Below are 26,113 nucleotides of genomic sequence, written 5' to 3'. Positions count from 1 at the left end.
CATCGTCCATCGATCTTTGTCGCTTCGGACAGGCGCTCGTCCGGGACACCGTCGCGACACGTGCGAACTTCAACCCGTCATGACGACGATTCCGGCTGGTCCATACCAGGCCGGAGCGCTCGCGCGACCTTCGACCTCGTCCATCCATGATCCATGCAGCATGCGCGACCCCGCACGCATCGGCCGATGCCCGTCAGGCCGGTGACTGCGATGCACTTTCCTCGCTGATTCGCCCCGGCGACACCGTGATGTGGGGCCAGTCGCACGCCGAGCCGGTCACGCTGATGCGCGCGCTGGTCGCCCAGCGCCACAGCTTCAAGCGAATTCGCGTCTTTCTCGGCATCGGCCTCGCCGACGTCCTGGCGCCCGAGCATGCCGACGCCATCGATTTCCTCGCCTACTGCGGCAGCGGCGCCAACCGCAAGCTGGCGCGCGCGAACGTGCTCGACATTCTGCCTGCGCACTATTCGCAACTGCCGGAACTGATCCGCAACGGCGCGTTGCGGATCGACGTCGTGATGTTGCAGGTCTCGCCGCCGGACGAGCACGGCCGCTACAGCCTCGGGCTTGCGCGTGAATATCTGGTGGAAGCGCTGAAACATGCGCGGGCGATCGTCGCGGAAGTACATCCCGACGTGCCGTGGACCTACGGCGGTCCGTTCTTGCGCGATGCCGACATCGATTTGCTGGTTGGGTCGGACACGCCGTTTCCGGATGCCGCCGCGACGACGCCCGGGCCAGTGGAGCAGGCGATCGGGCAGCACGTCGCGTCGCTCGTCGAAGACGGCGCGACGCTGCAGACGGGCATCGGCGCGATTCCGGACGCGGTGATGGCCGCGCTACGCGACAAGCGCGACCTCGGCGTGCACACCGGCAGCATCGGCGACGGCGTTGCAGCGCTGTGCGAAGCCGGCGTCGTGACGAATGCACGCAAGGCGATCGATGCGGGCATCACTGTCGGCGGCGTCATCATCGGATCCGCGCGCGTGCGCTGCTTTGCCCATCGCAATCCGGCGCTCGAATTGCGCGGCACCGAATACACGCACAACCCGCACGTGCTGCGCCGAATCGATCGCTTCGTCGCAATCAATTCGGCGGTGGAGGTGGACCTGTCGGGCCAGGTCAACGCGGAAGTTGTCTCCGGCACGTATGTCGGCGCGGTCGGCGGCGTCGGCGATTTTCTGCGGGCGGCGCAGAGCAGTCGCGGCGGCGTGCCGATCGTGGCGTTGCCCTCCACCGCAGGCGCGCACAGTCGCATCGTGACGACACTGTCTGGCCCCGTTACGGTGCCGCGCAGCGACGCGTGCGTGATGGTCACCGAATATGGGATCGCCGATCTGCGCGGTCTGTCGCTCGCGCAGCGCGTGCCGAAGATGATTGCGATTGCGCATCCCGATCATCGCGAGCGGCTCGCGCGCGAGGCCGGCCTGTCTGGTTGACGCGGCGGCGCGAACAGATCCTCGCGCACGTCTGGCCGGTTCGATCCGGCCGAATCGGTGCTTCGATTAATCGGAATTGGCCTGTCGGCCTGACCCGCGTAAGCTGAACCGAAAAGAGCCATCTCATGGGGACAATCGATATGGGCAATGCAAAGGGGCCGCTGGCCGGCATCAGGATCGTGGAGCTTGGCGGCGTCGGGCCGGTACCGTTCTGCTGCATGCTGTTGTCGGATCTGGGCGCGGACGTGATTCGCATCGACCGCCCGCCGGGCTACGACGGGGGCCAGCCGGGCGATCCGCGTTTCAATTTGCTGAACCGCGGCCGGCGCAGCGCCGCGTTCGACCTGAAGCAGCCGGAAGCGGCCGGCGCGATGCTGAAGCTCGTCGCCCGAGCCGACGTGCTCGTCGAAGGTTTCCGTCCCGGCGTCGCCGAAAAGCTCGGCCTCGGGCCCGACGCGTGCCTCGCGGCCAACCCGGCACTCGTCTATGGCCGCATGACCGGATGGGGGCAGGACGGCCCGCTCGCGCATGCACCGGGCCACGACATCAACTACATCTCGCTGAGCGGCGTGCTGCATGCGGTCGGCGCGGCCGGCGGCCCGCCGGTGATCCCGCTCAACCTGGCAGGCGACTTCGGCGGCGGCTCGCTGTATCTTGCGCTCGGCGTGGTGTCGGCGCTGCTCGAGAGCCGGCGATCAGGGAAAGGGCAGGTCGTGGACGCCGCGATGGTCGACGGTTCGGCGTCGCTGATGACGCTCTTCTACGGCATGTTCGCGAGCGGCTACTGGAAGGACGAGCGCGGCAGCAATCGTCTCGACTCCGGCGCGCCCTGGTACAACGTGTACGAAACGAAGGACGGCCGCTGGGTCAGCGTCGGATCGAATGAAGCGCGCTTCTGGCGCAATACGCTGGCATTGCTCGGCCTGTCTGAAGGCGACATGCCGGATCAGCACGATCGCTCGCGATGGCCCGAGATTCACGCGAAGTTCGCCGCAATCTTTCGCACGCGCACGCGCGACGAATGGTGCGCGCTCGCCGAAGGCCGAGAAGTCTGCATCGCGCCGGTGATGTCGCTGGCGGAAGCGCCCACCCATCCGCACCTGCGCGCGCGGCAGACGTTCGTCGAACGCGATGGAGTCGTGCAGCCCGCGCCGGCGCCGCGCTTCAGCCGCACGCCCGGCGCGATCCAGTCGCCGCCGGCGCGGCCCGGCGAACACACCGACGCCGTGCTCGCCGACTGGGGGTTCACGTCCGCGGAACTCGCGACGCTGCGCGCGACGGGCGCGATCGCGTGACCTGAACGCAACCTGCCGTCGATGTCGTAAGCGTCCGCAGCGCGTGCGGGCGCGTTTCTGTTGTTCTCCCCGAATTCCCTCCGGGTTTCCTTTATCCCCGCGCAGCGCGGCGCGCGCATTCGATCTCTTTCTTCACGTTGCAATCGCGTCCGCGATCGAGGTCGCGACGCCGTGCGCGAACAGGCCGAACCGCGCTTCGATATTTTCGAAACGCCGCTTCAGAAATGGCCAGTTGGTTCGAAGCGAATGAGGCCCTAAGCTCGATTCCATGACGAACAGCGCGCCTGCCCGGACAGACGCCGATAACTGGAGCGAAGACAAATGGCTAACTTTCTCGACGAATCGCAGACCATGTGGCTCGACACCGTGAACAAGTTCATGGACAACGAGATCACGGTCGAATACGTGCGCAAGTGCGACATGAATCGCGACTATCCGTACGAGGCCTATGACAAGATCGCGAAGCAGGGCTGGCTCGGGATCCTGATTCCGGAGGAAGAAGGCGGATCGGGCGGCGACATCTTCGATTATTCGCTGATGGCCGAAGGCCTCGGCAAGTTCGGTTTCGATTTCGCGTGCTCGGTGCTGGTACCGACGTTTACCGCGATGAACATCATCAAGTTCGGCACGCCCGAGCAGAAGAAAAAATTCGTGCAGCCGTTCATTGACGGCAAGATCCGTTTCTCGGTGTCGATCTCGGAGCCCGATGCGGGTTCCGATGCGGCGAATACGAAGACGCGTGCACGCCGCGACACCAATGGCGACTGGATCGTCAGCGGCCAGAAACTCTGGTGCAGCGGCGCGGCCGCGAAGGACACCGTGATCGCAATGCTGGTACGCACCAGCACGGACGACAAGCACAAGGGTCTGTCGGTGCTGCTGATTCCGAACGATACGCCGGGCATGGTGATCAACAAGCTGCCGACGCTGTCGCGCCACGCGACGGGCACGACCGAAATCTTCCTCGACGAAGTACGCGTACCTGCCGATGCGTTGCTCGGCGAAGAGGGCCAGGGCTGGAAGATCATCACCGAGCACCTCGAACTCGAACGTTGCGCGGTCGCTGCGGCTTATACGGGCAATGCCCAACAGGCAGTGGCGACGGCCACGCGCTACGCGCACGACCGCATTCAGTTCGACCATCAGCTGTACGACTTTCAGGTCATTCGCCACATGCTCGCCGACTGCCAGACGAATGTCGACGCGGCACGTTTGCTCTGCTATCGCGCGGCTCGGATGGCGGCCGATCACGTGCCGTGCAGCCGCGAGGTGTCGATGGCGAAGCTGTACGGCTCGGAGACGCTGAAGGAATGCGCGCTGGCCGGCATGCAGATTCTCGGCGGCTACGCGAACCTGCCGGAAGCGGACATGGAACGCTACCTGCGCGAAAGCATTCAATCGACGATCGGCGGCGGTACGTCGCAGATCCAGCGCACGATCATCGCGAAGTCGATGCGCCAGTAACCGGGCCGACGAATCTTCCATCGGCGCGGCGCGCTTGTCGCCACCGCGCCGGATCCACAAACCAGGTAATAAGGAGACACCGCCATGAGCGGCATCAACAACAGCATCAACATTCCGCTCGACGAGCTCGAAGTCGGCCAAAAATTCCGTTCGCCCGGTCGCACCGTGACCGAGAGCGATGTCGTGATGTTCTGCATGTTCACCGGCAACTGGATCGAGATCCACTCGAACAAGGAATACGCGGAGAAAACGCGCTGGGGCGAGCGCATCGTGCAGGGCATGCTGACGTTTTCGCTGATCTCCGGCCTGCTGCAGTTCGGCCCGGCGATCCAGGCGAACTACGGCGTCGACAAGATGCGCTTCCTGAATCCGGTGAAGATCGGCGACACGGTCTACGCAAGTGCCGAAGTCATCGCGAAGAAGGACAAGGACGACAAGTTCGGCGTCGGCACGATGCTGATCCAGGCGTACAACCAGCGCGGCGAAGTCGTCCAGCGCAGCGAGTGGAGCCTGCTGATGCTGCGCAAGCGCGCGGACCTCGACGCGCTGATCGCCGAAGCGCAGCCCGAGTTCAAGGTCTGAGGAGCGCAGCCATGACTCCTCGTCCGGTTGCGGCGATTGTCGGCATGGGCGACGCCTACGCGTCGCGCGCGAATCGCAAGGATCCGCTGCAGTTGGCCGCCGAGGCGACGCTCAACGCGCTTGCCGACGCGGGCATCGGCAAGGACCAGGTCGACGCGGTGTTCACGGGACGCTCGCCATGGGCCGACAAGCGTTCGCAGTGGAGCAACATCTTCATCTCGCACATGCAGATGCCGGTGACGCTCACCAGCGAGCTGACGATGCACGGCGCGGGCCTGACGTCGACGCTCGCGATCGCGTCGCAGATGATCGCCGCCGGCCGCGCCGAGTACGTGCTGTGCCTGCAGAGCGATGCGACCGAGCTGTTCGTCGACGCGGTCGCGATGGGCGCGGAAGCCGACGCGGATCCGCAGTTCGAGATTCCGTACGGTCCGACGATTCCGGCGCTCTATGCGCAGGCCGCGCAGCGCTACTTTCACGAGTTCGGCATCACCGAGGACGATCTCGCCGATGTCGCGATCGCGAACCAGCGCTGGGGACGTCATCATCCGCACGCGGCGAAGGCGAAGTTCGGCGAGATCGATCGCGCGGCGGTGCTGTCGTCGCCCTACGTGGCGACGCCGCTGCGCCGCTGGATGTGCTCGACCTGGGGCGGCGGCACGGGCGGGGCGCTGATCGTCACGTCGCCGGAGAACGCGCGTCACGCGCGCGATCCTGTGTACCTGCTCGGCTACGGATCGGCGACCACGCACGAGTACCTGACCGATCGCATGAACCTGCGTCGCTGCCGGTTCGACAGTCTCGGCGCGTTGCCGAACCTGACGACCACCGCCACCGCCGAGGCGGCGCGGCAGGCCTATGCGATGTCAGGCCTGACGCCTTCCGACATCGACATGGCGCAGATCTCGGTGAACTTCGCGCACATGGGGCCGATCGTGATGGAGGACCTCGGCTTCGCGAAGAAAGGGCACGGCATCGATCTCTATCGCGAAGGCCGCACCGGCGTCGACGGCGACCTGCCGACCGACACCAACGGCGGCTGGCTGTCGTTCGGGCAGCCCGGCATCTCGTGCAACATGGACAGCATGATCGAGGCCGTCCGGCAGCTGCGCGGGCAGGCGCTCGGGCTCGCGCCGTCCCACCGCCCGCAAACCGTGCTGGTGCAGGGCGCGGGCGGGATGCTGGCAGCCGGCGCGGTGCTGCTGCTGTCGTCCGCAACGTGATATCCGACCGGAGCATTCCATGACCGAAACGCATTCCCCTAATGCCTGGCCGCAGCCCTACCGGCTGCTCGACGCGCAACCCTACTGGGACGCGCTGGCCGACGACAAGCTGACGTACCAGCGCTGCACGTCCTGTCACGAAGCCGTGTGGCCGGCTCACTCGTTCTGCACGCATTGCGGCGCAAAATCCCTTGACTGGACCGAATCGTCGGGCCGCGGCGAAGTCTATTCGCACAGCACGATCATGCGCGGACCGACGCCGGTGTGGGCCGAGATCGTTCCGTACACGGTCGGCTTCATCCGGATGGACGAAGGCTACTATCTGTTCGCTCAGATCGACGCGCCGCCTGAAACGATCCGGATCGGCCAGCACGTCGAAGTCCGGTTCGTGCAGCGCGGCGAGCAAAAGCTGCCAGTGTTCGTGCCGTCGAAAACCTGAGGGCCGCGCGCGGCGCGCCGGCCCACCGGCGCCCGCGCGGCGTCCCCCGCTCACGGAGGAGACATCGTGGAGCCCTTCAATTTTCATACCGTCGTCGGAGGCTGACATGGCCGGACCGCTCGACGGCGTACGCATCCTCGACTTGACGTCGAATTTCATGGGCCCCTACGCGTCGCTGCTGCTCGCGGACATGGGCGCGGACGTCTGCAAGATCGAATCGCGCGACGGCGACACGACGCGCCACATCGGCCCGAGCCGCCATCCGGGCATGGGCCCGATCTTCCTGCACCTGAATCGCAACAAGCGCAGCCTCGTGCTCGACCTCAAGCATCCGGACGGGATCGGCGCGCTGAAGCGCATGGCGGAATCGGCCGACGTGCTGCTGTACAGCATGCGGCCGCACACGATGGCCAAGCTCGGCATCGCATACGAGGATGTGCGCAAACTCAATCCGCGCATCATCTACTGCGGTGCGTTCGGCTTTGGACAGAACGGCCCCTATGCGTCACGCCCGGCTTACGACGACCTGATCCAGGCCGCGGTCGGGATGCCGGTGCTGCAAAGCCGGAGGGCGGGGCCGCCGACCTACGTCGCGACGGCAATTGCCGACCGCGTGGTCGGCATGGCGACCAGCAACGCGGTGGCGATGGCGCTTTACCGGCGCGAGAAGACCGGCGTCGGGCAGCAGGTGTTCGTGCCGATGCTCGAGACCTTCGCGCATTTCGTGCTCGGCGATCATCTGTACGGCCACACGTTCGTGCCGCCGCTCGGCGACTGGGGCTATGCGCGGATGATGAATCCCGACCGACGCCCGTATCGCACGCGCGACGGCTATATCGGCGTGAACGTCTATGCGGACCATCACTGGCAGCGTTTCTTCGTGCTGTCCGGGCATCCGGAGATGGCCGACGATCCGCGCTTCAACAACATCGGCGGGCGCACCGAGCACATCGCGCAGTTGTACGCGTTCCTCGCGAGCGTGTTCGAAACGCGGACCACGGCCGAATGGGTGAACGTGCTGACCGAAGCGGACATTCCCGTGATCGAGATGAATACGCCAGAAACGCTGATCGACGATCCGCACATGACGGCGGTCGGCTTCTTCGCCGAGCAGGACCATCCGTCCGAAGGCCGGATCAGGACGCTGGGCATCCCTCAGCAGTGGAGCGAGAGCGCACCGGCGCTGCGCTATCCGGCGCCGTGCCTCGGCGAGCATTCCGCGGCGCTGCTGGCCGAGTACGGCTTCGGCCCTGAGGAAATCGACCGGATGCTGCGGTCCGGCGGCGCGTATGCACCGGGCGCGGACGGCTCGCTGCAATCGCAGTAGAACGAAATCAGGAGATGCGACATGTTGCGTGACCTGCCGCTGTCGGGCGTTGTGGTGGTCGAACTGAGCGATAGTGCGTCGGCGCCGTTCAGCGGAAAAATCCTGGCGTCGCTGGGCGCCGAAGTCTGGAAAATCGAGCGCCCGACCGGGGACTCGGCGCGCGGCTGGGGGCCGAGCGAATGGAAGGGCAGCGGCGCGGCGTATCACGCGCTGAACCGCGGCAAGCGTTCCGTCTGCATCGACATCAAGGACCGCGAGCAACTGGCGACGCTGCACCGGCTGATCGCCGAGCATGCGGACGTGTTCATTCATAACCTGCGGCCGGGCTCCAGCGCGCAATACGGCCTCGACGCCGACAGCCTGCGCGTGACCAAGCCGGAACTGATTTACTGCGAGATCGGTGCGTTCGGCCATCTCGGGCCGCTGAACATGCTGCCCGGCTACGATCCGCTGATGCAGGCGTTCTCGGGGATCATGAGCATCACCGGAGAGGAAGGGCAGGCGCCGGTTCGCGCCGGCGTGTCGATCGTCGATTTCGGCGCGGGGCTGTGGGCCGTGATCGGCATCCTGTCCGCGCTGTACCGGCGGCAGATCAAGCACTGCGGCGCGACCGTCAACGGCTCGCTGCTGGAAACGGCGATCGGCTGGATGACCGTGGCAATCGCGAACTACAGCGCGGACGGCGATACCGGCGGCCGGCACGGATCGGGGGTCGCGTTCATCGTCCCGCATCGCGCGTATTCGACGGCCGACGGCTATTTGATCGTCAGCGCCGCGAACGACGCGTTGTTCGCCAAGCTGTGCGCGGCGCTCGAACGCCCCGAATGGGCGCGCGACGAGCGCTTTGCGACCAATGCGGCACGCCTGCGCAATCGTGCGGAGATCGACCGCCTGATCGGCGAGCGGCTCGCGACGGACAACCGCGCGACGTGGCAGGCGCGCTTGCAGGCGGCAGGCATTCCCGTCGCGCCGATCCAGACCACCGCGGAGGTGGTCGCGCATGCGCAGACGCACGCGCTCGGCATCATCGAGAAACCGTCTGACGACGAGATCGGCCTGGTCGCGCTGCCGCTGTCGTTCGACGGCAAGCGCCCGCCGCCGCTGCACACGGCGCACGACATCGGCGCCGACAATGCGTCGCTCGACGCGCTGCTGCGCACCGGCCGCTAGGCACGTCGCGGCAACGGTCTGACGATTGGCGGCGCCGCGCGCCGTGGAGACCGGCGCATGCGCGGACGCGTCCCCGCCGCGCCGTTCACGTCGATCCGGTGTACGATCGGCGACGATCGCCGCGATCCTTCACGCGCCGCGGGCTCGCCGCCACGCCTCGTTTCCTGTACGACGCTCCCGGCATGAGGGCCGCGCGCGACCGGCCGCGGCGCCGACAACGTCATCGAGACGTGCATGAGGGGAGACATGAGTACATTCAATCGCCTGCATCTGATCCGGCAGGTCGATCTGTTTACGCTGAAGCTGTTCCTGTCGGCGGTCGAGGAGCAGCAGATCGGGCTTGCGGCCATCCGCGAGAACGTCGCCGCGTCGACCGCGACCAAGCGCATCCAGGACCTCGAGGACATCGCCGGCATCAAGCTGCTGGAACGCAGCCCGAAAGGCGTGGCGCCGAGCCCGGCCGGCGAGGTTCTGGTCCGCTACATTCGTCGCATCTTCGACGACCTCGACGACATGCGTTCCGAGATCGCGTCGTTTACCGACGGCATGCGGGGAGAACTCTCCATCGCGTCGGCGCGCTCCATCATCGTGCCGTTCCTCGCGCGCGAGATCGGCGAGTTCCAGCGCGAGTATCCGCTCGTCGATCTGGTGGTGAACGAACTCGAGAACGCCGAGATCGTGCAGGCGGTCGCGCGCGGCGATGCCGACGTCGGCGTATTCGCGGCCGCGCACGAACTCGATCTGGGCGGCGTCGACGTGACGCCTTACCGCGAGGATCGCCTCATCGCGGTCGTCCCGCTGGGCCACCCTCTCACCGCGCGCGCGAGCCTGACGACACAGGATCTGCTGTCGGAGAACCTGATCGTCGTCGGCGCGATGCTCGGTGCGATCCGCGCGGCGGCGCGCCGCGTCGGCATCGATTTCGAGCCGCGATACGGCGTCAGGAGCGCGGGCGTCGCCGTCAGCCTCGTGCAGGCGGGACTCGGCGTGACCGTGCAGCCGGAGTGCCTGGTCAGTCATGAACTGTTCAGCCGCGTCGCCGTGATGGAGCTGGCCGAGCCGTGGGCCGTACGCCGCATCCATATCGCAACCGCGCGCGGCCGTGAGCAGGGCCCGATCGCGCGCGCGCTGATCCGGCAACTGCTGGACCGGCCGGCCGGCGACGCGCCGGCGGCGTGACGAAACGCGGGCCGTCAGGCCTTGCGGTATTTCAGCGCGTCGACCAGCAGCGAGAACGCGGAGGTCGCGTGCCGCCGGCTCGCGTAATAGAGGTGGTAGCCCTCGAACGTCTTGCGCCATGCACCCAGCACCTCGATCAGTTGCCCGGACGCAAGCGCAGTGCGCACGTACTCCACGGGCAGATAGGCGAGCCCGAGGCCGGCGAGTGCCGCGTCCCGCACGGGTGCGATGCTCGTGTACACCAGCGGGCCGTCCACCTTGATGCGATGCTCGTTGCTGGCCCTCGTGAAAATCCAAGGGAGAAATTCGCCGTGCGTCGGCAGGCGCAGGTTGATGCATGCATGCGACACGAGATCGGACGGGCGCTTGGGTACCGGGTGCCGGTCGAGATACGACGGCGCGCAGACGACGGCCATCGGAATGTCGGGCCCGATCCGCACCGCGATCATGTCCTTCGCGACGAGGCGTCCGCGCCGCACGCCGGCGTCGAAGCGGCCGTCGACGATATCGGCCAGACCGTAGTCGGTCGTGATCTCGATCCGGATGCCCGGATGACCGGGCAGGAAGCGCGCGATGGCCGGCTGCAGCACGCTTTGCACCGCGAATTCGTCGGCCGTCAGCCGGATCACGCCAGTTGGCTTGCCGATCAGTTCGCCGATTTCCTCAAGGCCGGCATCGATTTCGCTCATTGCGGGGCCGACGCGCTTCAGCAGCCTTTCGCCAGCCTCCGTCAGCGACACGCTGCGCGTCGTACGCGCAAACAGCCGCAGGTCGAGCCGCGCCTCGAGCCCGCGAATCGTCTGGCTCAGCGCCGATTGCGATACGCCGAGCCGCGCAGCCGCACGGGTAAAGCTGCACTCTTCCGCCACCATCACGAACGCGGACAGATCCTTGAGGTTATTGCCTGCCATTGAGAACCTCTGCTTATGACTTTGAGCAGATTTTGCAGGATTATCACTCGACGGGCCAGCGTCTAGCATAGGTGTAGTTTCCAATCTTCACCGAAGCGAGGACAACGCCATGCCGCAATCCGTCACGTTCCCCAACCGCTCGGCAAACATTGCTGCCGATCTGTACGTCCCGCCGACCTTCGATGCAGGCGCGAAGTATCCCGCCATCATCTGCGGCCACCCGATCAGCAGTTGCAAGGAGCAGACCGCGTCGATCTACGCGCAGAAGCTGGCAGCGCTCGGCTTCGTGACGCTCGCGTTCGACGCATCCCACCAAGGCGCGAGCGGCGGCGAGCCACGCTACCTCGAGGATCCGGCATCGCGCGTCGAGGACTTCCGTTGCGCGGTCGATTATCTGATGACGCTCGGTTACGTCGACGACGAGCGTATCGGCGTGCTGGGCATCTGCGGCGGCGGCGGCTATGCGGTCAACGCAGCGATGACGGAGCGCCGGATCAAGGCGGTAGGCACCGTCGTCGCGGCCAACTATGGCCGCTTGATGCGCGAAGGCGACATGTCGGCCGACGCGGCGCTCGCAACGCTCGACGCGATCGGCAAGCAGCGTACCGCCGAGGCGCGCGGCGCCGATCCGCTGATCGTCACCTACATTCCCGCGTCGGAAGCCGAGCGCAAACAGGCCGGGGTCAACGACATCGACATCGTCGAAGCCGTCGATTACTACACGACGCCGCGCGGACAACAGCCTGGCTCGCCGAACAAGCTGCGCTTCTCAGGCCTGCAGGCGGCGGTCGGCTTCGACGCGTTTCACCTCGCGGAGCAACTGCTGACCCAGCCGCTGCAGATCGTCATCGGCAGCCGGCCCGGCGCGTTCGGCTCGTACCGCGACGGCTACGAACTGTTCGAGCGCGCGCGTTCAAGCCGCAAGAACCTATTCGTCGTCGAGGGCGCGAGCCACTATGACCTGTACGACAAACCCGAGTACGTCGAGCAGGCCATGGCGAAGCTGGGGCCGTTCTTTCAGGAGAATCTCGAGCCCGCGCATTGACGCCCGCGAGGCATTCCCGCGCACGCGTTTTCATTTTTCATCGGTCCGGCGGTCATGCCTGTGCCGCGCCGCTGCGGCGCAGGCGTGACGACGTCGACCTGTCACGAGAAAGTTTCGTGCAAAGGTCAGGTTTATCACCGGCTTCGCCGGCGACGCGAACACGCGGCCGGAGCAGTCGCTCGATGCCGATCGCCCGGTCGTCGCGCTGATGCTTGACTATTTCGCACGGGAGGCCGGCAAGCAGGGCGGCGATCCCTCGAAAGCCGCGCGCGTGATGTTCGATGCCGTCAATAGCGACGTGCCGCCGTTGCGGCTGATGGCGGGCCAGGACGCGTATCGCGCACGGGACGCCACCATCGCCGCGCGTCATGCCGATCTGGCCGCATGGCGCGGTCGCGGCGAAGCCACGGCGTACGATGGCGTCGAAACGACGTCGATCGAGCCCCTTTCCGCTTAGGGCGGCGGATGCCGCGTTCGCTCCGACTGTTCGTGCCGCGCCCGAGCGTCGATCGGGCGTGCGCGTCGCCGCCAGCGGTATTTCAAAGTACGGGAGGGACGTCCGGTGCGAATTGACGGGTGCACCGATTGCCGCGCATCGTGACGGTATATGCCCCGCGTGCCCACGTTTTGCGGCCGCACGCGCGAGGCCTCAGCGCGCGCCGCCGGGCGGCCGCGTCACGACAGGAGTCAGCATGCGATCCCCCACCGGCACCGGCGAATCGGCGCCTGCATCCGCGGATGTCACCGCGGCCGTAGCCGCGCATGTCGCGTCCGTCGCGAACCGGTGCGCGACCGATGCCGATGCCGCAGCACTGCGCCGGCTTTTCCTCGACAACTTCATCGTCTCGCTATGGGGTGCGACACGGCCGTGGACCGCCCAGATCGCACACTGGACGCGTCGCTTCGCAGGGACGGGCGCGAGCCCGGTGCTACGTGCCGACTGGACGGCCGACGCATCCGTTGCCGCATTGGTACACGGCACGGCATCGCACAGCTACGAACTCGACGACACGCATAACGAGACGCTGAGCCATCCCGGCGCGGCCGTCATTCCCGCCGCGTTGGCCGTCGCGGCGAGCACGGGCGCGTCCCAGGCAATGCTGTTCCGGGCGGTGGCTGCTGGATACGAAGCGATGGCGCTGGTCGGTTCCGCGGCGGGCGGTATGGAGACCGTGCATCGCGGCTTTCATCCCACGGCGATTTTCGGCACGTTCGGTGCGGCCACCGCATGCATGGCGCTACACGCCTACCGGGACGACACGCCGGTCACGTCGGAATCGCTGATCCGTGCGTGGGGGCATGCGCTGTCTCAGGCAAGCGGCGCGATGCAGTTCTCGGCGGAAGCCTCAGGCGGGGAGGTCAAGCGCGTTCATGCGGGCATCGCGGCACGCAACGGTGTGCTTGCCGCGGAATTCGCGCGAATGGATGCCGTAACGGCACCGCGGCGCGTCGTCGAAGGAACCTACGGGCTTGCCGCGCTGTTTGGCGGCCCGCTGCGCGCGGTCGAGTTGGACGGCACGCTGCAGATCCATTCGATCAGCCTCAAGCCGTACGCATGCTGCCGCCTGTTCCATTCGACGATCGATGCGCTGGCCGAACTGACCGCCAACTTCACGATGCGGATCAACGACATCCGCGAGATCGTGATCAGCGGCCCGCAGCTCATCGCGGATCAGCACATGCTCGCGCAGCCTGAATCGACGATGGCTGCCCAATACAGTTGCCCTTATATCGTCGGCGCGACGCTGAGCTACGGACCGTACCGCTATGACGCCTATGACGACGCGTTCCTCGGCGATCCGCAGATCCGACGCATTGCCGAGCGTGTGCGTTTCGAGGCGAGCGACGCGCTGACGCAGTATTACCCGACCCGCTTCGCGACGGGCGTACGGATCGTGCGCGACGACGGCAACGCGCAGTCGAGCGTCGTGATCGACAGCGTCGGTACGCCTGCGAGACCGCTGACGCTCGACCAGATCATCGCGAAAGGCGAAGGCCTGAAGTCGCATGGCGTGCGCGCATCGGCTGGCAGGGAGTTCGCCGCGCTCGTTCACGACGATCGCAGCGATGGCCGGATGCTCGCGCAGGCGCTGGCAACCGTGTCGTGCGAGATCAATGCAATGGGAGTGAGGAATGACTGTCCATGACAATACCGCGGCAACGGAACACGTCACGCGCGAGCCGCTGCACACCAGGCAGATCACGTTCGAGGGGTTCAGGCGAAGCGACGGTCTATTTGAAATCGAGGGCTATCTGACCGACCAAAAACCACACGATTTCGCGCCGCCGAGCAGCCCGCGCGTGGTACCGGCGAACGAGCCGATCCACGATCTCGGCTTGCGGGTGGTATTCGATCTCGACATGATCGTCCACGAGGTAGAAACGTTCATCCGCGCGTATCCGTACCGCGAATGCCCGGGCGGCGGCGCGACGCTGCAAGCGCTGGTGGGGCTGCGCATCGGTGCGGGCTGGAGCGGCGAGGTACGCAAGCGCCTGCCCCCGGGCGACACGTGTACACATTTGCGCGAAATCCTGATTCCGCTCGCCACAGCGGCCATTCAGACCGTCAATCCGCTACGTTCGCAAGCCTTGCTCGACGCGACCGATGCCAACGGAAAACCCCTCAAGATCGACAGTTGCTTCGCATACGGCGCGTCGCGCGAACTCGTCCTGCAGCGCTGGCCGACATTTCACCGCCCGAATCGAACCTAGCCGGGGACGCGCCGAGCCGCTCGCCACAAGCCTTCATCACGTCACAGGCCGTTGCTCGGCATGCCCTGTGAAGTTCGTCCTTTCCATACGCGTCCGCCTGCCCGGATCGGTCGTCGGGCTAGCATCCCGAGGCACATATTCGATTGCGAAGTTCGTTCGCGATTGATAAGACACGCTTATTAGTGTAAGTGATTTATGCAGTCTAGTTGCTGACGATATCGACCGCTATATTTGAAGCGGTCCGGGATGCAAACGTCGAATCGCCCCGGTAAGACATCTAGCGGAGAATCCATGAAATCAGTCAAATTCATCAACGGCTCGCTCGAAATGGCGGGGAACCTCTATTTCCCTGAAGGCTTCGATGCGTCGCGCAAGTACGCGGCCATTGTATGCGTTCACCCGGGCGGCGGCGTCAAGGAGCAAACCGCCGGCCGTTATGCGGAGCAACTCGCGCGTGAAGGGTTCGTCACACTCGCGTTCGACGCGTCGTGCCAGGGAGAGAGCGGCGGGACGCCGCGGTTTCTCGAGGATCCCTATGCGCGCGTCAACGACGTGCGCAGCGCGGTCGATTTTCTGGCGACGCAAGACTTCGTCGATCGCGACAGAATCGGGGCGCTCGGGGTATGCGCAGGCGGCGGCTATGCGATCCACGCGACGATGACCGACCGGCGTATCAAGGCGGTGGGCGCTGTCAGCGCAGTCAATATCGGCAGCATGTTCCGCGTCGGCTGGCATGGCAACGAGGCGCCGGAGAAATCGATCGCATTGCTCGAACTCGGCGCCGCAGCGCGCACTCGCGAAGCCGCCGGCGAGCCGGTCGCCTATATCCCGTTCTCGCCGACGAGCCTCGATGGCGTCGAGGATCGCGACATGCGCGAAGCGTACGACTACTACCGTACGTCGCGTGCGCGGCACCCGAACACGCCGAGCCAGTTCACGACGAGCAGCCTGCCGCAACTCGTGACCTACGACGCCTTCGCATTGGCCGACGTGCTGCTGACGCAACCGCTCCAATTGGTCGCCGGCAGCGAAGCTGGCTCGCTGTGGCACAGCCAGGACCTCCTCGAAAAAGCGGCCAGCATCGACAAGCACCTTCACGTGATCCGGGGCGGCACGCACATGTCGCTTTACGACACGCCGGAGCAGATGCGCGAAGCGGTGTCGATTCTGGCGCCGTTCTTCGGCAAGCACCTGTAATCACGCGGGTACCGCACGGGCCGGTGTCGCGTCCGCGCGGATCAGATCCGCGGCCTTTTCGCCGATCATGATGCAGGCCGCATTGGTATTGCCGGCGACGATCTTCGGCATGATCGACGCGTCGGCGACGCGCAACCGCGCGACGCCGCGCACGCGCAGCCGCGGATCGACAACGGCCTGCGCATCGACACCCATCCGGCAGGTGCCGACCTGGTGCCAGCCGCTGTTGCCGCAGGTCTTGAGATGGGCGAGCCACTGTTCGTCCGTCGCGACGGACGCTCCCGGTACGCGCTCCTCGATGATCCGCGACGCGAGCGGGGCAGTGTTCGCGATGCGCCGCATCAGCCGCAAACCCGCGATCGAGCGCCGGATGTCGCCGGGATCGCTCAGGTAATTCGGATGAAATGCAGGCGCATCCAAAGGGTCCGGCGACTTCAGTTCCATATGGCCGCGCGAATCGGGCGTCAGCAGGACGACCGCCGCACCGATGGCCGGGAAATCGTCGACGACCGGCTCGCCGGACGCAGAGAATTTGAACGTCATCGGGCTCACCGTCAGTTGCAGGTCGGCTTCCGGTCGCCCCGGCTCGCTGCGCGCATAAGCCGTCACAGGTGCCGCGCCGAGCGCGAGATATCCGCGGCGAGTCAGCACATATCGCACGCCTTCCAGATACTTGCGTAGCCCGCGCAGCCGGTGGTTATACGAGCTGTCCGGCGTGACATGCCATGCAAGCGAGCCGAACCAATGATCCTGCAGGTTGCGCCCCACACCGGGCGAGTCGATCGCCACGGCGATCCCGTGGCGATGCAGGGCCGCGGCGTCGCCGATACCGGATAGCATCAGCAATTGCGGCGAAGCAAGTGCGCCGCTCGACAGGATCACTTCGCGCGCGGCAGCGATTTGCCGCCGCACGCCGCGATCCAGCACTTCGATGCCGGTGGCATGTCCGGCTTCGAGAACGACGCGCATCACGCGCACACCCGTGCGCACGGTCAAGTTGCGACGATGACGCACAGGTTCGATGAACGCGTCATAGGACGAATGGCGGCGCCCGTTGCGGATCGTGTATTGCCGATAGGCGACCCCTTCGTACGGCGGCGCGTTCAGGTCCGCGCTGCGGTGAATGCCGGACTTCTCCGCCGCGGCGATGAAATCGTCGGCGCTCGGGTGCGAGATGGCCGTGTCGCTCACGTGCAGCGGGCCGTGTCCTCCATGATGGTCGCTCGCGCCGCGCTGGTTCGTTTCCGACCGGATGAAAAACGGCAGCACGTCGGCCCAGCTCCATCCATCGATGCCCAGCGCTGCCCAATGGTCGAAATCGCTCGGCTGGCCGCGCATGTAGATCATGCCGTTGATTGCGCTGCTGCCGCCGAGGCCTTTACCGCGCGGCCAGTACACGGTGCGGCCGCCGAGCGTCTGCACGGGCTCGGTATCGAACGCCCAGTTGAACCGTTTGTCCATGAACAGCTTGCCCGCACCGGCAGGTATGCGCACCCAGAAGCTTTTCATGTCCGAGCCGGCTTCGACGAGCAGCACGCGCACCGCGGGGTCCTCGGACAGGCGGCTCGCCACCACGCAGCCCGACGAGCCTGCTCCTACTACGATGTAGTCGTATGTTTCCATAGAGCCGCGCGCCTCATGCCGATTTCGGGATCAGCGGCACGACTGTCGCCGCAACGATCGCGGGGATCGCAAACGCGTAGAAATTCCAGTGCAGGCCGAGATTGGCGCCGACGATCCAGCCACCGATCATCGGCCCGAGGATCGAGCCGAAACGCCCGACGGCCTGTGCGCCGCCCAAGGCGGACCCGCGGCATGAAGTCGGGAAGTGTGCGGCGATATACCCGTAGATCAGACTGCTGGTGCCGATCGAGCTGAGCCCCGCGCCGAATACGGCGAGCATCAGCCACGTGGAATCGAGCTTCTGGCTCAGCACGATCAGCGACAAGCCGCCAAGCACGAGAAACGCAAACATGACGCGTCGCGTGCCGACGCGATCGGCCAGCCACGCGCCGCCAAGCATGCCGACGACCGCCCCGAACTGCATCACCATCAGAAACTGCAGCGACGAGCCGAGCGGATAGCCGGCCGCTCGCATCAACTGCGGCAGCCACGCATTGAGCCCATAAATGATCAGTTGCACGCAGAACGTCATGAACGCGAGCAGCAGCGCTGTGGTGCGGAACTGGCGTGACAATACCAGCCGATAGCCGCCGGCCGTCCGAGCAGTGCCTTGCGATACGTGTTGGGCATCCTTGTCGAGCAGGATCTGCTCGAGATCGAGCGAATAGCGGGCCGCGAGCGCGCGCGCCTCGCCCATACGGCCGCGATTGACGAGGAAATCCACCGACTCGGGAAGCAGGAAATACATGACCGGCAGGATCAGCGCATAGAGCGCGCCGAGCGCGTACAACGTGCGCCAGCCGTGCTCGTGAAGCAGCACGATGGCAAGCAGCGCGCTGACGATGCCGCCTACAGAGTAGCCGGTCAGCGTGAGCGCGTTATAGAACTGGCGGCGGCCTTTGGGCGCGTACTCCACCGACAGCGCTACGGCGGACGGCACCACGCCGCCCATGCCGATTCCGGTGATGAAGCGGGCCGCGCCCAGGAACGTGGGGGAGGTCGCGAACGAACAGACGAACGACCCAACGGAGAACCACAGCACGCCCACCATGAGCAGACGACGTCGGCCGATACGATCGGTCAGCGGGCCGGCCACCGCGAGGCCGACCATCAGCCCGACCAGCGTCCAGCTGCCGATCATGCCGGCGGCGGCAGGCGTCAGATGCCAGCCGGGCTCCGCCAACAGATGCGGAACGGTCGCGCCGTAGACGATGAGATCGTAGCCGTCCGCCACGATCGTCAGGAAGCATAAAAGGACGACGAATAGAGTGCTGCGGACCGGCGGCGTTGCTTGATTCATGTTGTCTCCATACCTTTGTTATAAATGTATTGCTAGACGAATCCTTCCGGATTCCAAACCATGGCGATCCTCATCACCACGCAATGAATGCCGGAGGGATCTATTCCGGAAACGTCCCGGACTTTTCTAATGCGTCGAGTCGGGTCAGGCTCGAACGTCGGAATGGGCATGCACGTGCACGCCGTGACGGTGATGGCCGGCGCCGCGTGCCTGCCACGGGGATGGCCGACCGATGACGGCGATGTCTGCCATGCGGTTCAACGCTGCTGCGGTTTCGTGCCGATGCGCGCGTACCGTGTTCACCGCGGCTGCAACCAATCATGGGCAGCGTAAGAGCATGCCGGCGGCGAACCAATTGAGCTTTCATGAAGCCGCGATTCGACAGGATCGAATTCGGCACGTATATACCGGCAATGAAACGACACATGGAAGCAGCGCGTCGGGCGTCGGCATTGCGGGTCCTGCGTACGTGCCCATGCAAAAACTGGAGCAAGGGTTTTAGCGAAAATCTCACGATGTGTCGAATGAGTATGGAGCGAGGCGCGCGCCGAAGCAGGAAGCGGCCGCTCATGCGGCCATGGATGTGCCGTCAGGTCGTCGCCGATCTCAAATGCGGTGCGTCGAGCAGAAAGCTCTGCATCCCGACACAGCTGACGATTTGCGCGACCCGCAGCACTTGTGCCGGCGTCGCACCGAAGCAAAGCGCGTTGCGCATATGAATGCGGACGCCCGGTTCGACCAGGTGCGTCGTCGATACGTCGATTGCCACGTACAACAGCTCCTTGACGACGGGCGACAATGCTCCGGTCCGCCACGGAGCCGACGAAAAGGCCGTATATCCGTGGGCGAATGCGGGAATCCTCGTTCAGACTGACATCGAAGGCGCCGTTCCAGAAGTCGTGAAGTCGTTCGAACCGGGCCTTGAGTGCGACGGGATCGCTCATGATGGTCGTCTACCTGATATTCGGCGCCGAAGATTGGCCCCGATAGCAGCATAAGGGCCGACCTGTCGCGCGCAAATCCATTTCGTTCGAGCATTCCGTACGTTGAAAATCGGCTCGCGTGGATTGCCCGGATCGCTCCCGACGATCGCGGGCCCTGTCACCGGTTCGAGCGTCGCGGAGTAACGAGTGTGGCGCTGGATCCCGCCATTGCCGCGATGCTGAAAAGCGTTGAATCCGCGCTGCCGATGGAGAGCTTGTCCGTCGAGGCGCTCCGTGAGGGGCTTGCGTATCCGCCGCTCGACCGGCGCACGGTCGTGGGCGAGACCGTCGACGTCGACATGCCGCTCGAAGGGCGCGTGCTCGCGACGCACCTGTACTGGCCGGCGGACAGAAGAAGTGACGGCGTGACCGTGTTCTTTCATGGTGGCGGCTTCGTGATCGGCAATCTCGATACGCACGATCACGCGTGCCGGTACCTATGTGCAGGAAGCGACGCGGCCGTGATTGCGGTCGACTACCGGCTTGCACGCGAACATCGCTTTCCCGCTGCGATCAACGATTGCTTCAATGCCGTGTGCTGGATCGCGGAGCATGCCCACCTGCTGTCGCTCGACGCGTTGCGCATTGTCGTGGCCGGTGACAGCGCGGGCGGCAACCTCGCTGCCGTGATGGCGCTGCGGATCCGCGACGAAGGCGGCCCTTCATTGTGCGCGCAGGTTCTGGTCTACCCGGTGACCGACTATCACACGCCGCTCCAACCTGATTGGCGCTCGCGGCGCTCCCAGGCGTATCGTGCGGATTGCACAGGCCACATGCATAGGCAATCTGCACCCGATTACCTGATCTGCTGCTGCACCAGGGCGATGACGCCACCTACGAGCGCGAGCACCACAATCATCTCGAAGCCGTCCAGCACGCTCAGGAAACTGGCCCGGTGTGCAGCCATACTCGCCAGTTGCCCTAGCGACAGGCTGCGCGCCGCTCCTTCGCCCAATCCCTGCGCCTCGAACGCATGCGTCATCGTTTCGAGCGCGTTCTGGAACACCGGGTTGTACGGGTTCGCGAATTCGACGAGACGTGTGTGATGAACGGCCGTGCGATGCTGGTCCGCGATAATGAAGGTCGCGGTCGACAGCGAGTAGGCCATCTGCTTGACGATATTCTTGAAACGGTAACCGTGCGTGAATTCGTCGTTCGAAAAAATCTGAAACGCCGCGCTCGCTGTGGGCAGTGCAATGAACATCAGGAGAAAGCCGCGCAACACCAGCGGCGGCAGCAGCCAGCCCATGCTGACGTCGGGAGACAGGTTAAGCATCCAGATGCCGATCGTGGCCGCCATGATGAAGCCCGGTACGATCAGCCATTTGCGCTTGATGAGGCGCGAGTACTTGAAATACGCGATCGCCATTGGAATCGCCGCGAGCGAAGTGAGCCCGACGATGCGGCCTGCATTTTCCACCGGGTAGCCCAACCCGCTTTGCAGCAACCGTGAGATCAGAAAGCCAATCGCATTGCTGATGAAGTAATAGAAGGCATAGAGCACGATACCTTGCCTGAAAGGCCCCTCGCGTAGCGCATTCAGGCGAACGAGGGGACGTGGATCGTGCCACTGGTGCCAAGCGAACCACCCAATCGCGGTCAGCCCCGCAACGGTGGCCAACGGCATCAGGGGCGTGGTACTGAACACTTCGAAGCGCAGTTGCTGCGCGACGATCTGCAGCGCCCCAAGCGCAACGGCGAACAGCAGATAGGGCCACAGGTGAGTGCCACTGCGGCGCTCGACCGGGCGTTTGCCGATGTGCGGCACCACGAGGAATGCAAACGCCGAAAGCGCTGCCCCGCCAATTGTCGAGCACATGAACAGCGCGCGCCAGTCGAAGTATGCAACGAGACAACCGCCTGCCATCGGCGCGAGCGCGCTCGCGAGCAAAATCATGACCAGGAAGACGCGCGTGGCGGGCGCACGGTCCTGCGGCGTGAAACCGGTTTGCAGCATGATGCGGCAGGTGCCGAGCATCGGCCCGATGAAATAGCCCTGGAGGCCACGCGCCATTGCGAGAGAGAGCGACGATTCGCTGAGCGACGCGGCCAGCGATCCAGCCGCGAACATCAGCAGGCAGCCGCTCAGGTAGCGCCGGAAGCCCAAGCGCTCGATCAGCCACTGCTGTTGCACAATGCCGAGCACGGAGGCAGTTGCATAGGCCGTCGACGACCACACCAGTTCGTCCGGCGATGCATTGATCCCACCAGCGATATAGCTCGTAAAGAACGAAAAGATCGTGTTGTCGAAGTAGTCGATGCCCACAGCCAACGCGATCGCCCACGGCAGTAGATCGCTGCGTAAATGCCTGAGCGTGAATAGGCGCGCGAGCGCGGGCGTGATTTTCATGACGCCGCCACCTCGGCGATGCGTGCCAGCCGCGGTCGCTTGCGCGCAAAACCGGCTGAAGCAAGGACGCGCACATTGAACGTGGCGCCGGTACGAACGTGAAGAAACACCTGGGCTCCGGAATGAGTCGAATGAGAAACCCGGGCTGGAAATGCAGACGGAACGATCCTTGAGGGCGCCGCCGGTTGAAGGTGCAGGTGCCAATTTTCATGAACGCTGCACGCGCGGCAGCGAGTTGTCCCGGCTCCGCGGCGCAGGCCATTTCTTCCAGAAGCAATGACCGGGACGTAACAGACCGCAACACGCACGAGGCTCGAGTCGGCCCGGCACGATGGCTGAGCGGTTGGCCTCCGGTTATCGTGGCCGTCGTCGCTTTGGCGGAAGTAGCTGTGGCTGAAATAGTGGCCGCAAAGTTTCATCAACTGCTGATCGATCGTCCAGTGCATTCTTGCCGAGCCGCGACGAAGACGCGAGCACCGCATGTCAAGGGGTCGCAGACGTCGCAGTTCAGTCTACGAGGAACTGTATTCCGGGCGATATTGCTGGCCATCGCTGATCGAAATCAAGGGTTAACGTGCATTCATTCCGTACTTCGAAAAGTCCGGAAGCGGAAAATGCTTCGTTGGCGGCGCGGTGGAGGTCCCGACGCAGAACGGCTTGCCCCTAACGGCCGGGTGCGTTGCAACGGTGACGTGGCCGCGTACCCTACGGCACGCAGCCAGACATGGCCATCTCGCGATGGTTCGACGTGACTAATCGCAACGTCCGGGATCCGTCTCGCGCGCCGAGATTTCGTCCGTGATGACGCCGATCTCCGATGCCCGCTGCGCGAATACCGCCTTGGCAATCTCGTCCTTCGACTCGAAGTGGTTGTAGAAGGAGCCGAAACCGACATCGGCCCGCCTCGTGATCTCTTCGATCGTGCAGAGGCCGAAGCCCTTTTCCGCCATCAGGGTGTGCGCTGCTTCGATGAGCTTGCATCGCGTCGCCAGGCGCGATCGCATGCCGCGCGGCATCGGCGCATCGCTGTCGCTGTGCAGGGGGCTTTGGATGCGAGCCAGTCCGCGTGCCGGCTTTCCGACCCGCGCTATCGCGCGGGCTTCGACACGGGTACATGGACGTTCTTGTCAACCAGCGCTCGCTGTACGACGCGCGGCCTGCAAACGGCGATCGATTCAGGGCGCCTGCAGGTCGGCCACGTGATGGTCGCCCGGGACATCGTGCTCGGGGCAATCATGTGCGGGATCGAAACCCTGCTGTCGGGGGCCGCGCCCGAAGACAATCGGCATCACGCTCGCGCAGAGGGCCGGGCGTTCGCGACGGCTCGCCCCCGTGGCTGAGCGCGCTTGAACCCGCCATCCCCCGATCAGGGGAATCCATGCTCCCAAACCACCCGAATGGGTAGCTGCCACCCGTCCCCCCCATACCTACACTTCTTTTCCAGAAACAACGCGACTGAACGGCGGCGACACCGCCGGGTCGTGACTCCCGCGCATAAAACAGGTCTGCAGGATGTTAGTTGTTTCGTTTTGCTTCCGATTGACGCATGTGCGTCGACGGCCATCCTGTCGATCAATACGCACGGACGGTCGGACCTTGCCGCGCAACGACCGGGGCCGGGTAAGCCGGAGCGTCCGGTCTGGCGGGCATTCGCAACAGCGAAGCACTGGTATCCAACAAACAGAGACTAGAACAGGAGACATTCCCGATGACGATCATCCCGCCCCGCAAACGTTTCGCGCCCGTTGCCGGTGTGGTTCTGGCCACGGCCGGATTGCCCGCGCATGCGCAAAGCAGTGTCACGCTCTACGGTGTCGTCGACGCCGGCATCCTCTATACGACCAAGGCGATCGATCCGAAGACCGGGCTGAATGCCGGGCATCAGGTATCGATGGTCACCGGCGGGATGACGCCATCGTTGTTCGGCCTGAAAGGCGCCGAGGATCTCGGCGGCGGCGTGAAGGCGCTCTTCACGCTCGAAAGCGGCATAGACGTGTCGAACGGCGGTTATGCGGATTCGAACGGCAATCTGTTCGGCCGGCAGGCATGGGTGGGGATCGAGAGCAACTACGGCACGGTGAAGGCCGGCGTCCAGTTCTCGCCGTTCGTGCTGTCGTTGATCGCCACCGATGCACGCAGCGTGTCGTACTTCGGCAGCGGCGTGCCGATCTATGTCGGCGGCGTGCTCGTGACGGGGATCTTCAACGCGAATGCGATTTCGTACACGAGCCCGGTGGTGGCGGGCTTGCAGGGCAGCGCGATGCTTGCGCTCGGCGACAAGGCCGGCGATTTCCAGGCGGGCCGCCGGTATTCCGCGAGCCTCAATTACACGGTCGGGCCGTTGCTCGTCAGTGCCGCAATGTACAACGGCAACTCGGGTGACACGGCCGCGGCGACGCCGGTGCCGAGCACGGTGCCGTTTACCGGGCGCACGCTCGGCGCGAGCTATCAGTACGACGCGCTCACGGTGAAAGCCGCCTACGTCAATTACAAGATCGCGGGCTCGTTCGACAGCCGCGTCTACGGCGGCGGAGCCGCCTATCAGTTCACGCCGGTCGTGAGCGCCGACGCCGGCGTCTGGTACACGAGCGACGGCAACGACACGAACAATCACTCGATCCTCGCCGCAGCAGGGCTCACCTACAGCCTGTCGAAGGCGACGTTGCTGTACGGGCAGCTCGGCCATGTGAACAACCACGGCAAGATGAACACGGGGCTGTCGACGAACGGTGCGCTGTACGGCGCGAACGGGTCGACGTTCGGCACCGTGATCGGCATGCGCCATCTGTTCTGACGACAGGGTTCCCAGGTTTCGACAGGAGAGTGGCATGCAGATCGAGATAGGTTTCGAGCAACAGCACGTGTTCGTCTTCGGCGGTACGACCGGCATCAACTTCGGCATCGCACGAGCGTTCGCGCGATGCGGCGCGGCTGTCAGCGTGGCGAGCCGCAAACGCGAGAACGTCGACGCCGCGGTGAAGACACTGCGCACGACCCATGCGTCGGTGCACGGCGCATGCGCCGATGTCCGCGATTTCGACGCGGTGGGCGCCGCGCTCGGCGATGCGGTGCGTGAGTTCGGCCCGATCGACGTGCTGATATCCGGCGCGGCGGGCAATTTCCTGTGCGACGCGAACACGATGTCGGCGAACGGTTTCCGCACGGTCATCGATATCGACCTGATCGGCTCGTTCAACGTGATGCGGCAGGCCTATCCGCATCTGCGCAAGCCTGGCGCGTCGATCATCAGCATCACCGCACCGCAGGCGACGGTGCCGATGCGTCATCAGGCACACGCGTCCGCGGCGAAAGCCGGCATCGACCAGCTCACCCGCGTGCTCGCGCTGGAATGGGGCGCCGACGGCGTGCGCGTCAACGCGATCTCGCCGGGCCCGATCGACGGTACGGAAGGCTTTCGGAAGCTGATCGCCCGCACCGACGACGAACTCGCGCTGGCCGAGTCGGCCGTGCCGCTGCGCCGGTTCGGTACGACCGACGACATTGCGAACCTCGCGCTGTTCCTCGCATCCCCGTACGCGTCGTACGTGTCCGGCGCCGTCATTCCTTGTGACGGCGGCGGCGCGATCGACAGCGTGAAGCCGGCGATCGAACGGGCTGGCGCGAACGCGTCGGCCGGTAGCTGACGCGCGGATGCCACCGATACGGGCAATCCATACCCGATAACTACCCGGACGGGTGGCAGCGGCCGGCAGGCCGCTGCCTACACTGATTCCACGACAAACATAACCAGACAGGAGACGACGTGCATTCCCTTCCTTTCCCGACGCCGCACCGTTGCATGACGGATCCGTGCGCGCCCATCGACCTGCGCCGTGCTGCACAGGCACGGCAGCCGGGCCGCGCCTGAGCCGGC

23 protein-coding genes and 1 pseudogene are annotated in these 26,113 nt (G+C 65.1%); 18 read left to right on the top strand and 6 right to left on the bottom strand.

Annotation, left to right across the window (positions count from 1 at the left end; all coding sequences use genetic code 11):
• Positions 1 to 248 precede the first annotated feature (248 nt).
• The 9 genes from WS66_RS31040 (at position 249) to WS66_RS31000 (ending at position 10,118) form a co-directional block, all read left to right on the top strand.
• Positions 249 to 1,439, top strand: a complete 1,191-nt coding sequence (locus WS66_RS31040; protein ID WP_059600969.1) for an acetyl-CoA hydrolase/transferase family protein — start codon at positions 249 to 251, stop codon at positions 1,437 to 1,439.
• A gap of 140 nt (positions 1,440 to 1,579) precedes the next feature.
• Positions 1,580 to 2,734, top strand: a complete 1,155-nt coding sequence (locus tag WS66_RS31035) for a CaiB/BaiF CoA transferase family protein (RefSeq protein ID WP_059600928.1) — start codon at positions 1,580 to 1,582, stop codon at positions 2,732 to 2,734.
• Positions 2,735 to 3,055: 321 nt separating this feature from the next.
• Positions 3,056 to 4,198, top strand: a complete 1,143-nt coding sequence (locus WS66_RS31030; protein ID WP_059600926.1) for an acyl-CoA dehydrogenase family protein — start codon at positions 3,056 to 3,058, stop codon at positions 4,196 to 4,198.
• Between the two features lie 84 nt (positions 4,199 to 4,282).
• Positions 4,283 to 4,780, top strand: coding sequence for a MaoC family dehydratase (locus WS66_RS31025; RefSeq protein WP_059600924.1), 498 nt, complete (start codon positions 4,283 to 4,285; stop codon positions 4,778 to 4,780).
• A gap of 11 nt (positions 4,781 to 4,791) precedes the next feature.
• The gene (locus WS66_RS31020; RefSeq protein ID WP_059600921.1) at positions 4,792 to 6,003 is read left to right on the top strand and encodes a thiolase family protein; all 1,212 of its coding nucleotides are present in this window, start codon (positions 4,792 to 4,794) and stop codon (positions 6,001 to 6,003) included.
• 19 nt (positions 6,004 to 6,022) lie between these two features.
• The gene (locus WS66_RS31015; RefSeq protein ID WP_059600918.1) at positions 6,023 to 6,442 is read left to right on the top strand and encodes a Zn-ribbon domain-containing OB-fold protein; all 420 of its coding nucleotides are present in this window, start codon (positions 6,023 to 6,025) and stop codon (positions 6,440 to 6,442) included.
• 106 nt (positions 6,443 to 6,548) lie between these two features.
• Positions 6,549 to 7,769 carry a CaiB/BaiF CoA transferase family protein gene (locus tag WS66_RS31010; RefSeq protein WP_059600916.1) on the top strand — a complete coding sequence of 407 codons (1,221 nt, stop codon included), beginning with the start codon at positions 6,549 to 6,551 and terminating at the stop codon, positions 7,767 to 7,769.
• A gap of 21 nt (positions 7,770 to 7,790) precedes the next feature.
• On the top strand, positions 7,791 to 8,939 hold the full coding sequence (locus WS66_RS31005; RefSeq protein ID WP_059600913.1) for a CaiB/BaiF CoA transferase family protein: 1,149 nt from the start codon (positions 7,791 to 7,793) through the stop codon (positions 8,937 to 8,939).
• 246 nt (positions 8,940 to 9,185) lie between these two features.
• Complete coding sequence (locus tag WS66_RS31000; protein ID WP_059600911.1) at positions 9,186 to 10,118, top strand: LysR family transcriptional regulator; 933 nt, start codon at positions 9,186 to 9,188, stop codon at positions 10,116 to 10,118.
• 14 nt (positions 10,119 to 10,132) lie between these two features.
• Here WS66_RS31000 and WS66_RS30995 read toward each other — a convergent pair whose 3' ends face one another.
• Positions 10,133 to 11,029, bottom strand: coding sequence for a LysR family transcriptional regulator (locus WS66_RS30995; RefSeq protein ID WP_059600907.1), 897 nt, complete (start codon positions 11,027 to 11,029; stop codon positions 10,133 to 10,135).
• Between the two features lie 109 nt (positions 11,030 to 11,138).
• Between WS66_RS30995 and WS66_RS30990 the strand changes: the two genes are divergently transcribed.
• The 5 genes from WS66_RS30990 to WS66_RS30970 all read left to right on the top strand — a co-directional run bounded on the left by WS66_RS30990 (position 11,139) and on the right by WS66_RS30970 (position 15,983).
• The gene (locus WS66_RS30990) at positions 11,139 to 12,074 is read left to right on the top strand and encodes an alpha/beta hydrolase (protein WP_059600905.1); all 936 of its coding nucleotides are present in this window, start codon (positions 11,139 to 11,141) and stop codon (positions 12,072 to 12,074) included.
• Positions 12,075 to 12,282: 208 nt separating this feature from the next.
• Positions 12,283 to 12,531, top strand: a complete 249-nt coding sequence (locus WS66_RS30985; protein ID WP_059600903.1) for a hypothetical protein — start codon at positions 12,283 to 12,285, stop codon at positions 12,529 to 12,531.
• Between the two features lie 235 nt (positions 12,532 to 12,766).
• Entirely contained in the window at positions 12,767 to 14,221 is a 1,455-nt protein-coding gene (locus WS66_RS30980) for an MmgE/PrpD family protein (RefSeq protein ID WP_059600901.1), read from the top strand.
• Positions 14,208 to 14,786: a DUF2889 domain-containing protein gene (locus WS66_RS30975; RefSeq protein ID WP_059600898.1), complete on the top strand. Its 579-nt coding sequence runs from the start codon at positions 14,208 to 14,210 to the stop codon at positions 14,784 to 14,786. The genes WS66_RS30980 and WS66_RS30975 overlap by 14 nt, the downstream gene beginning before the upstream one ends.
• Before the next feature lie 291 nt (positions 14,787 to 15,077).
• On the top strand, positions 15,078 to 15,983 hold the full coding sequence (locus tag WS66_RS30970) for an alpha/beta hydrolase (protein ID WP_059600895.1): 906 nt from the start codon (positions 15,078 to 15,080) through the stop codon (positions 15,981 to 15,983).
• Here the strand turns inward: WS66_RS30970 and WS66_RS30965 are convergent, their stop codons facing one another.
• The 3 genes from WS66_RS30965 to WS66_RS30955 form a co-directional block, all read right to left on the bottom strand.
• On the bottom strand, positions 15,984 to 17,606 hold the full coding sequence (locus WS66_RS30965; protein WP_059600891.1) for a GMC family oxidoreductase: 1,623 nt from the start codon (positions 17,604 to 17,606) through the stop codon (positions 15,984 to 15,986).
• Positions 17,607 to 17,619: 13 nt separating this feature from the next.
• Positions 17,620 to 18,906 carry an MFS transporter gene (locus tag WS66_RS30960; RefSeq protein WP_059600889.1) on the bottom strand — a complete coding sequence of 429 codons (1,287 nt, stop codon included), beginning with the start codon at positions 18,904 to 18,906 and terminating at the stop codon, positions 17,620 to 17,622.
• A 589-nt stretch (positions 18,907 to 19,495) separates the two neighbouring features.
• Positions 19,496 to 19,765: a carboxymuconolactone decarboxylase family protein gene (locus WS66_RS30955; protein WP_082728908.1), complete on the bottom strand. Its 270-nt coding sequence runs from the start codon at positions 19,763 to 19,765 to the stop codon at positions 19,496 to 19,498.
• Positions 19,766 to 20,188: 423 nt separating this feature from the next.
• Here WS66_RS30955 and WS66_RS30950 point away from each other — a divergent pair.
• A pseudogene (locus tag WS66_RS30950) lies at positions 20,189 to 20,566 on the top strand (alpha/beta hydrolase); the annotation flags it as partial.
• A 119-nt stretch (positions 20,567 to 20,685) separates the two neighbouring features.
• Here WS66_RS30950 and WS66_RS30945 read toward each other — a convergent pair.
• Positions 20,686 to 22,239: an MFS transporter gene (locus WS66_RS30945; protein WP_059600887.1), complete on the bottom strand. Its 1,554-nt coding sequence runs from the start codon at positions 22,237 to 22,239 to the stop codon at positions 20,686 to 20,688.
• Positions 22,240 to 22,991: 752 nt separating this feature from the next.
• Complete coding sequence (locus WS66_RS30940; protein ID WP_236873016.1) at positions 22,992 to 23,243, bottom strand: TetR/AcrR family transcriptional regulator; 252 nt, start codon at positions 23,241 to 23,243, stop codon at positions 22,992 to 22,994.
• A gap of 42 nt (positions 23,244 to 23,285) precedes the next feature.
• On the opposite strand from WS66_RS30940, the gene WS66_RS34560 reads away from it, so the two are divergent.
• The 3 genes from WS66_RS34560 (at position 23,286) to WS66_RS30925 (ending at position 25,883) form a co-directional block, all read left to right on the top strand.
• Positions 23,286 to 23,579 (top strand): hypothetical protein, encoded by a 294-nt coding sequence (locus WS66_RS34560; RefSeq protein ID WP_236873015.1) that lies wholly within the window; start codon positions 23,286 to 23,288, stop codon positions 23,577 to 23,579.
• 368 nt (positions 23,580 to 23,947) lie between these two features.
• Positions 23,948 to 25,033, top strand: a complete 1,086-nt coding sequence (locus WS66_RS30930) for a porin (protein ID WP_059600880.1) — start codon at positions 23,948 to 23,950, stop codon at positions 25,031 to 25,033.
• Between the two features lie 34 nt (positions 25,034 to 25,067).
• Positions 25,068 to 25,883, top strand: coding sequence for an SDR family oxidoreductase (locus WS66_RS30925; protein WP_059600878.1), 816 nt, complete (start codon positions 25,068 to 25,070; stop codon positions 25,881 to 25,883).
• Positions 25,884 to 26,113: the final 230 nt, after the last annotated feature.

This window comes from Burkholderia sp. LA-2-3-30-S1-D2, from assembly GCF_001523915.2.
Classification (GTDB): domain Bacteria; phylum Pseudomonadota; class Gammaproteobacteria; order Burkholderiales; family Burkholderiaceae; genus Burkholderia; species Burkholderia diffusa.
The sequence above is the reverse complement of the archived record's forward strand: the minus strand, read 5'-3'. Positions and strand labels throughout refer to the sequence as shown.

What these genes read in the sequence shown, in the direction of transcription:
- WS66_RS31030 (WP_059600926.1), top strand. Translation starts at nt 3,056, where the DNA reads ATGGCTAACTTTCTCGACGAATCGCAGACCATGTGGCTCGACACCGTG.
- WS66_RS30995 (WP_059600907.1), bottom strand. Translation starts at nt 11,029, where the DNA reads ATGGCAGGCAATAACCTCAAGGATCTGTCCGCGTTCGTGATGGTGGCG.
- WS66_RS30945 (WP_059600887.1), bottom strand. Translation starts at nt 22,239, where the DNA reads ATGAAAATCACGCCCGCGCTCGCGCGCCTATTCACGCTCAGGCATTTA.
- WS66_RS30960 (WP_059600889.1), bottom strand. Translation starts at nt 18,906, where the DNA reads ATGAATCAAGCAACGCCGCCGGTCCGCAGCACTCTATTCGTCGTCCTT.
- WS66_RS31040 (WP_059600969.1), top strand. Translation starts at nt 249, where the DNA reads ATGTGGGGCCAGTCGCACGCCGAGCCGGTCACGCTGATGCGCGCGCTG.
- WS66_RS30985 (WP_059600903.1), top strand. Translation starts at nt 12,283, where the DNA reads ATGCTTGACTATTTCGCACGGGAGGCCGGCAAGCAGGGCGGCGATCCC.
- WS66_RS31020 (WP_059600921.1), top strand. Translation starts at nt 4,792, where the DNA reads ATGACTCCTCGTCCGGTTGCGGCGATTGTCGGCATGGGCGACGCCTAC.
- WS66_RS31025 (WP_059600924.1), top strand. Translation starts at nt 4,283, where the DNA reads ATGAGCGGCATCAACAACAGCATCAACATTCCGCTCGACGAGCTCGAA.
- WS66_RS30965 (WP_059600891.1), bottom strand. Translation starts at nt 17,606, where the DNA reads ATGGAAACATACGACTACATCGTAGTAGGAGCAGGCTCGTCGGGCTGC.
- WS66_RS31000 (WP_059600911.1), top strand. Translation starts at nt 9,186, where the DNA reads ATGAGTACATTCAATCGCCTGCATCTGATCCGGCAGGTCGATCTGTTT.
- WS66_RS31005 (WP_059600913.1), top strand. Translation starts at nt 7,791, where the DNA reads ATGTTGCGTGACCTGCCGCTGTCGGGCGTTGTGGTGGTCGAACTGAGC.
- WS66_RS30930 (WP_059600880.1), top strand. Translation starts at nt 23,948, where the DNA reads ATGACGATCATCCCGCCCCGCAAACGTTTCGCGCCCGTTGCCGGTGTG.
- WS66_RS30980 (WP_059600901.1), top strand. Translation starts at nt 12,767, where the DNA reads ATGCGATCCCCCACCGGCACCGGCGAATCGGCGCCTGCATCCGCGGAT.
- WS66_RS30940 (WP_236873016.1), bottom strand. Translation starts at nt 23,243, where the DNA reads ATGCGATCGCGCCTGGCGACGCGATGCAAGCTCATCGAAGCAGCGCAC.
- WS66_RS31010 (WP_059600916.1), top strand. Translation starts at nt 6,549, where the DNA reads ATGGCCGGACCGCTCGACGGCGTACGCATCCTCGACTTGACGTCGAAT.
- WS66_RS31035 (WP_059600928.1), top strand. Translation starts at nt 1,580, where the DNA reads ATGGGCAATGCAAAGGGGCCGCTGGCCGGCATCAGGATCGTGGAGCTT.
- WS66_RS30970 (WP_059600895.1), top strand. Translation starts at nt 15,078, where the DNA reads ATGAAATCAGTCAAATTCATCAACGGCTCGCTCGAAATGGCGGGGAAC.
- WS66_RS31015 (WP_059600918.1), top strand. Translation starts at nt 6,023, where the DNA reads ATGACCGAAACGCATTCCCCTAATGCCTGGCCGCAGCCCTACCGGCTG.
- WS66_RS30990 (WP_059600905.1), top strand. Translation starts at nt 11,139, where the DNA reads ATGCCGCAATCCGTCACGTTCCCCAACCGCTCGGCAAACATTGCTGCC.
- WS66_RS30975 (WP_059600898.1), top strand. Translation starts at nt 14,208, where the DNA reads ATGACTGTCCATGACAATACCGCGGCAACGGAACACGTCACGCGCGAG.
- WS66_RS30925 (WP_059600878.1), top strand. Translation starts at nt 25,068, where the DNA reads ATGCAGATCGAGATAGGTTTCGAGCAACAGCACGTGTTCGTCTTCGGC.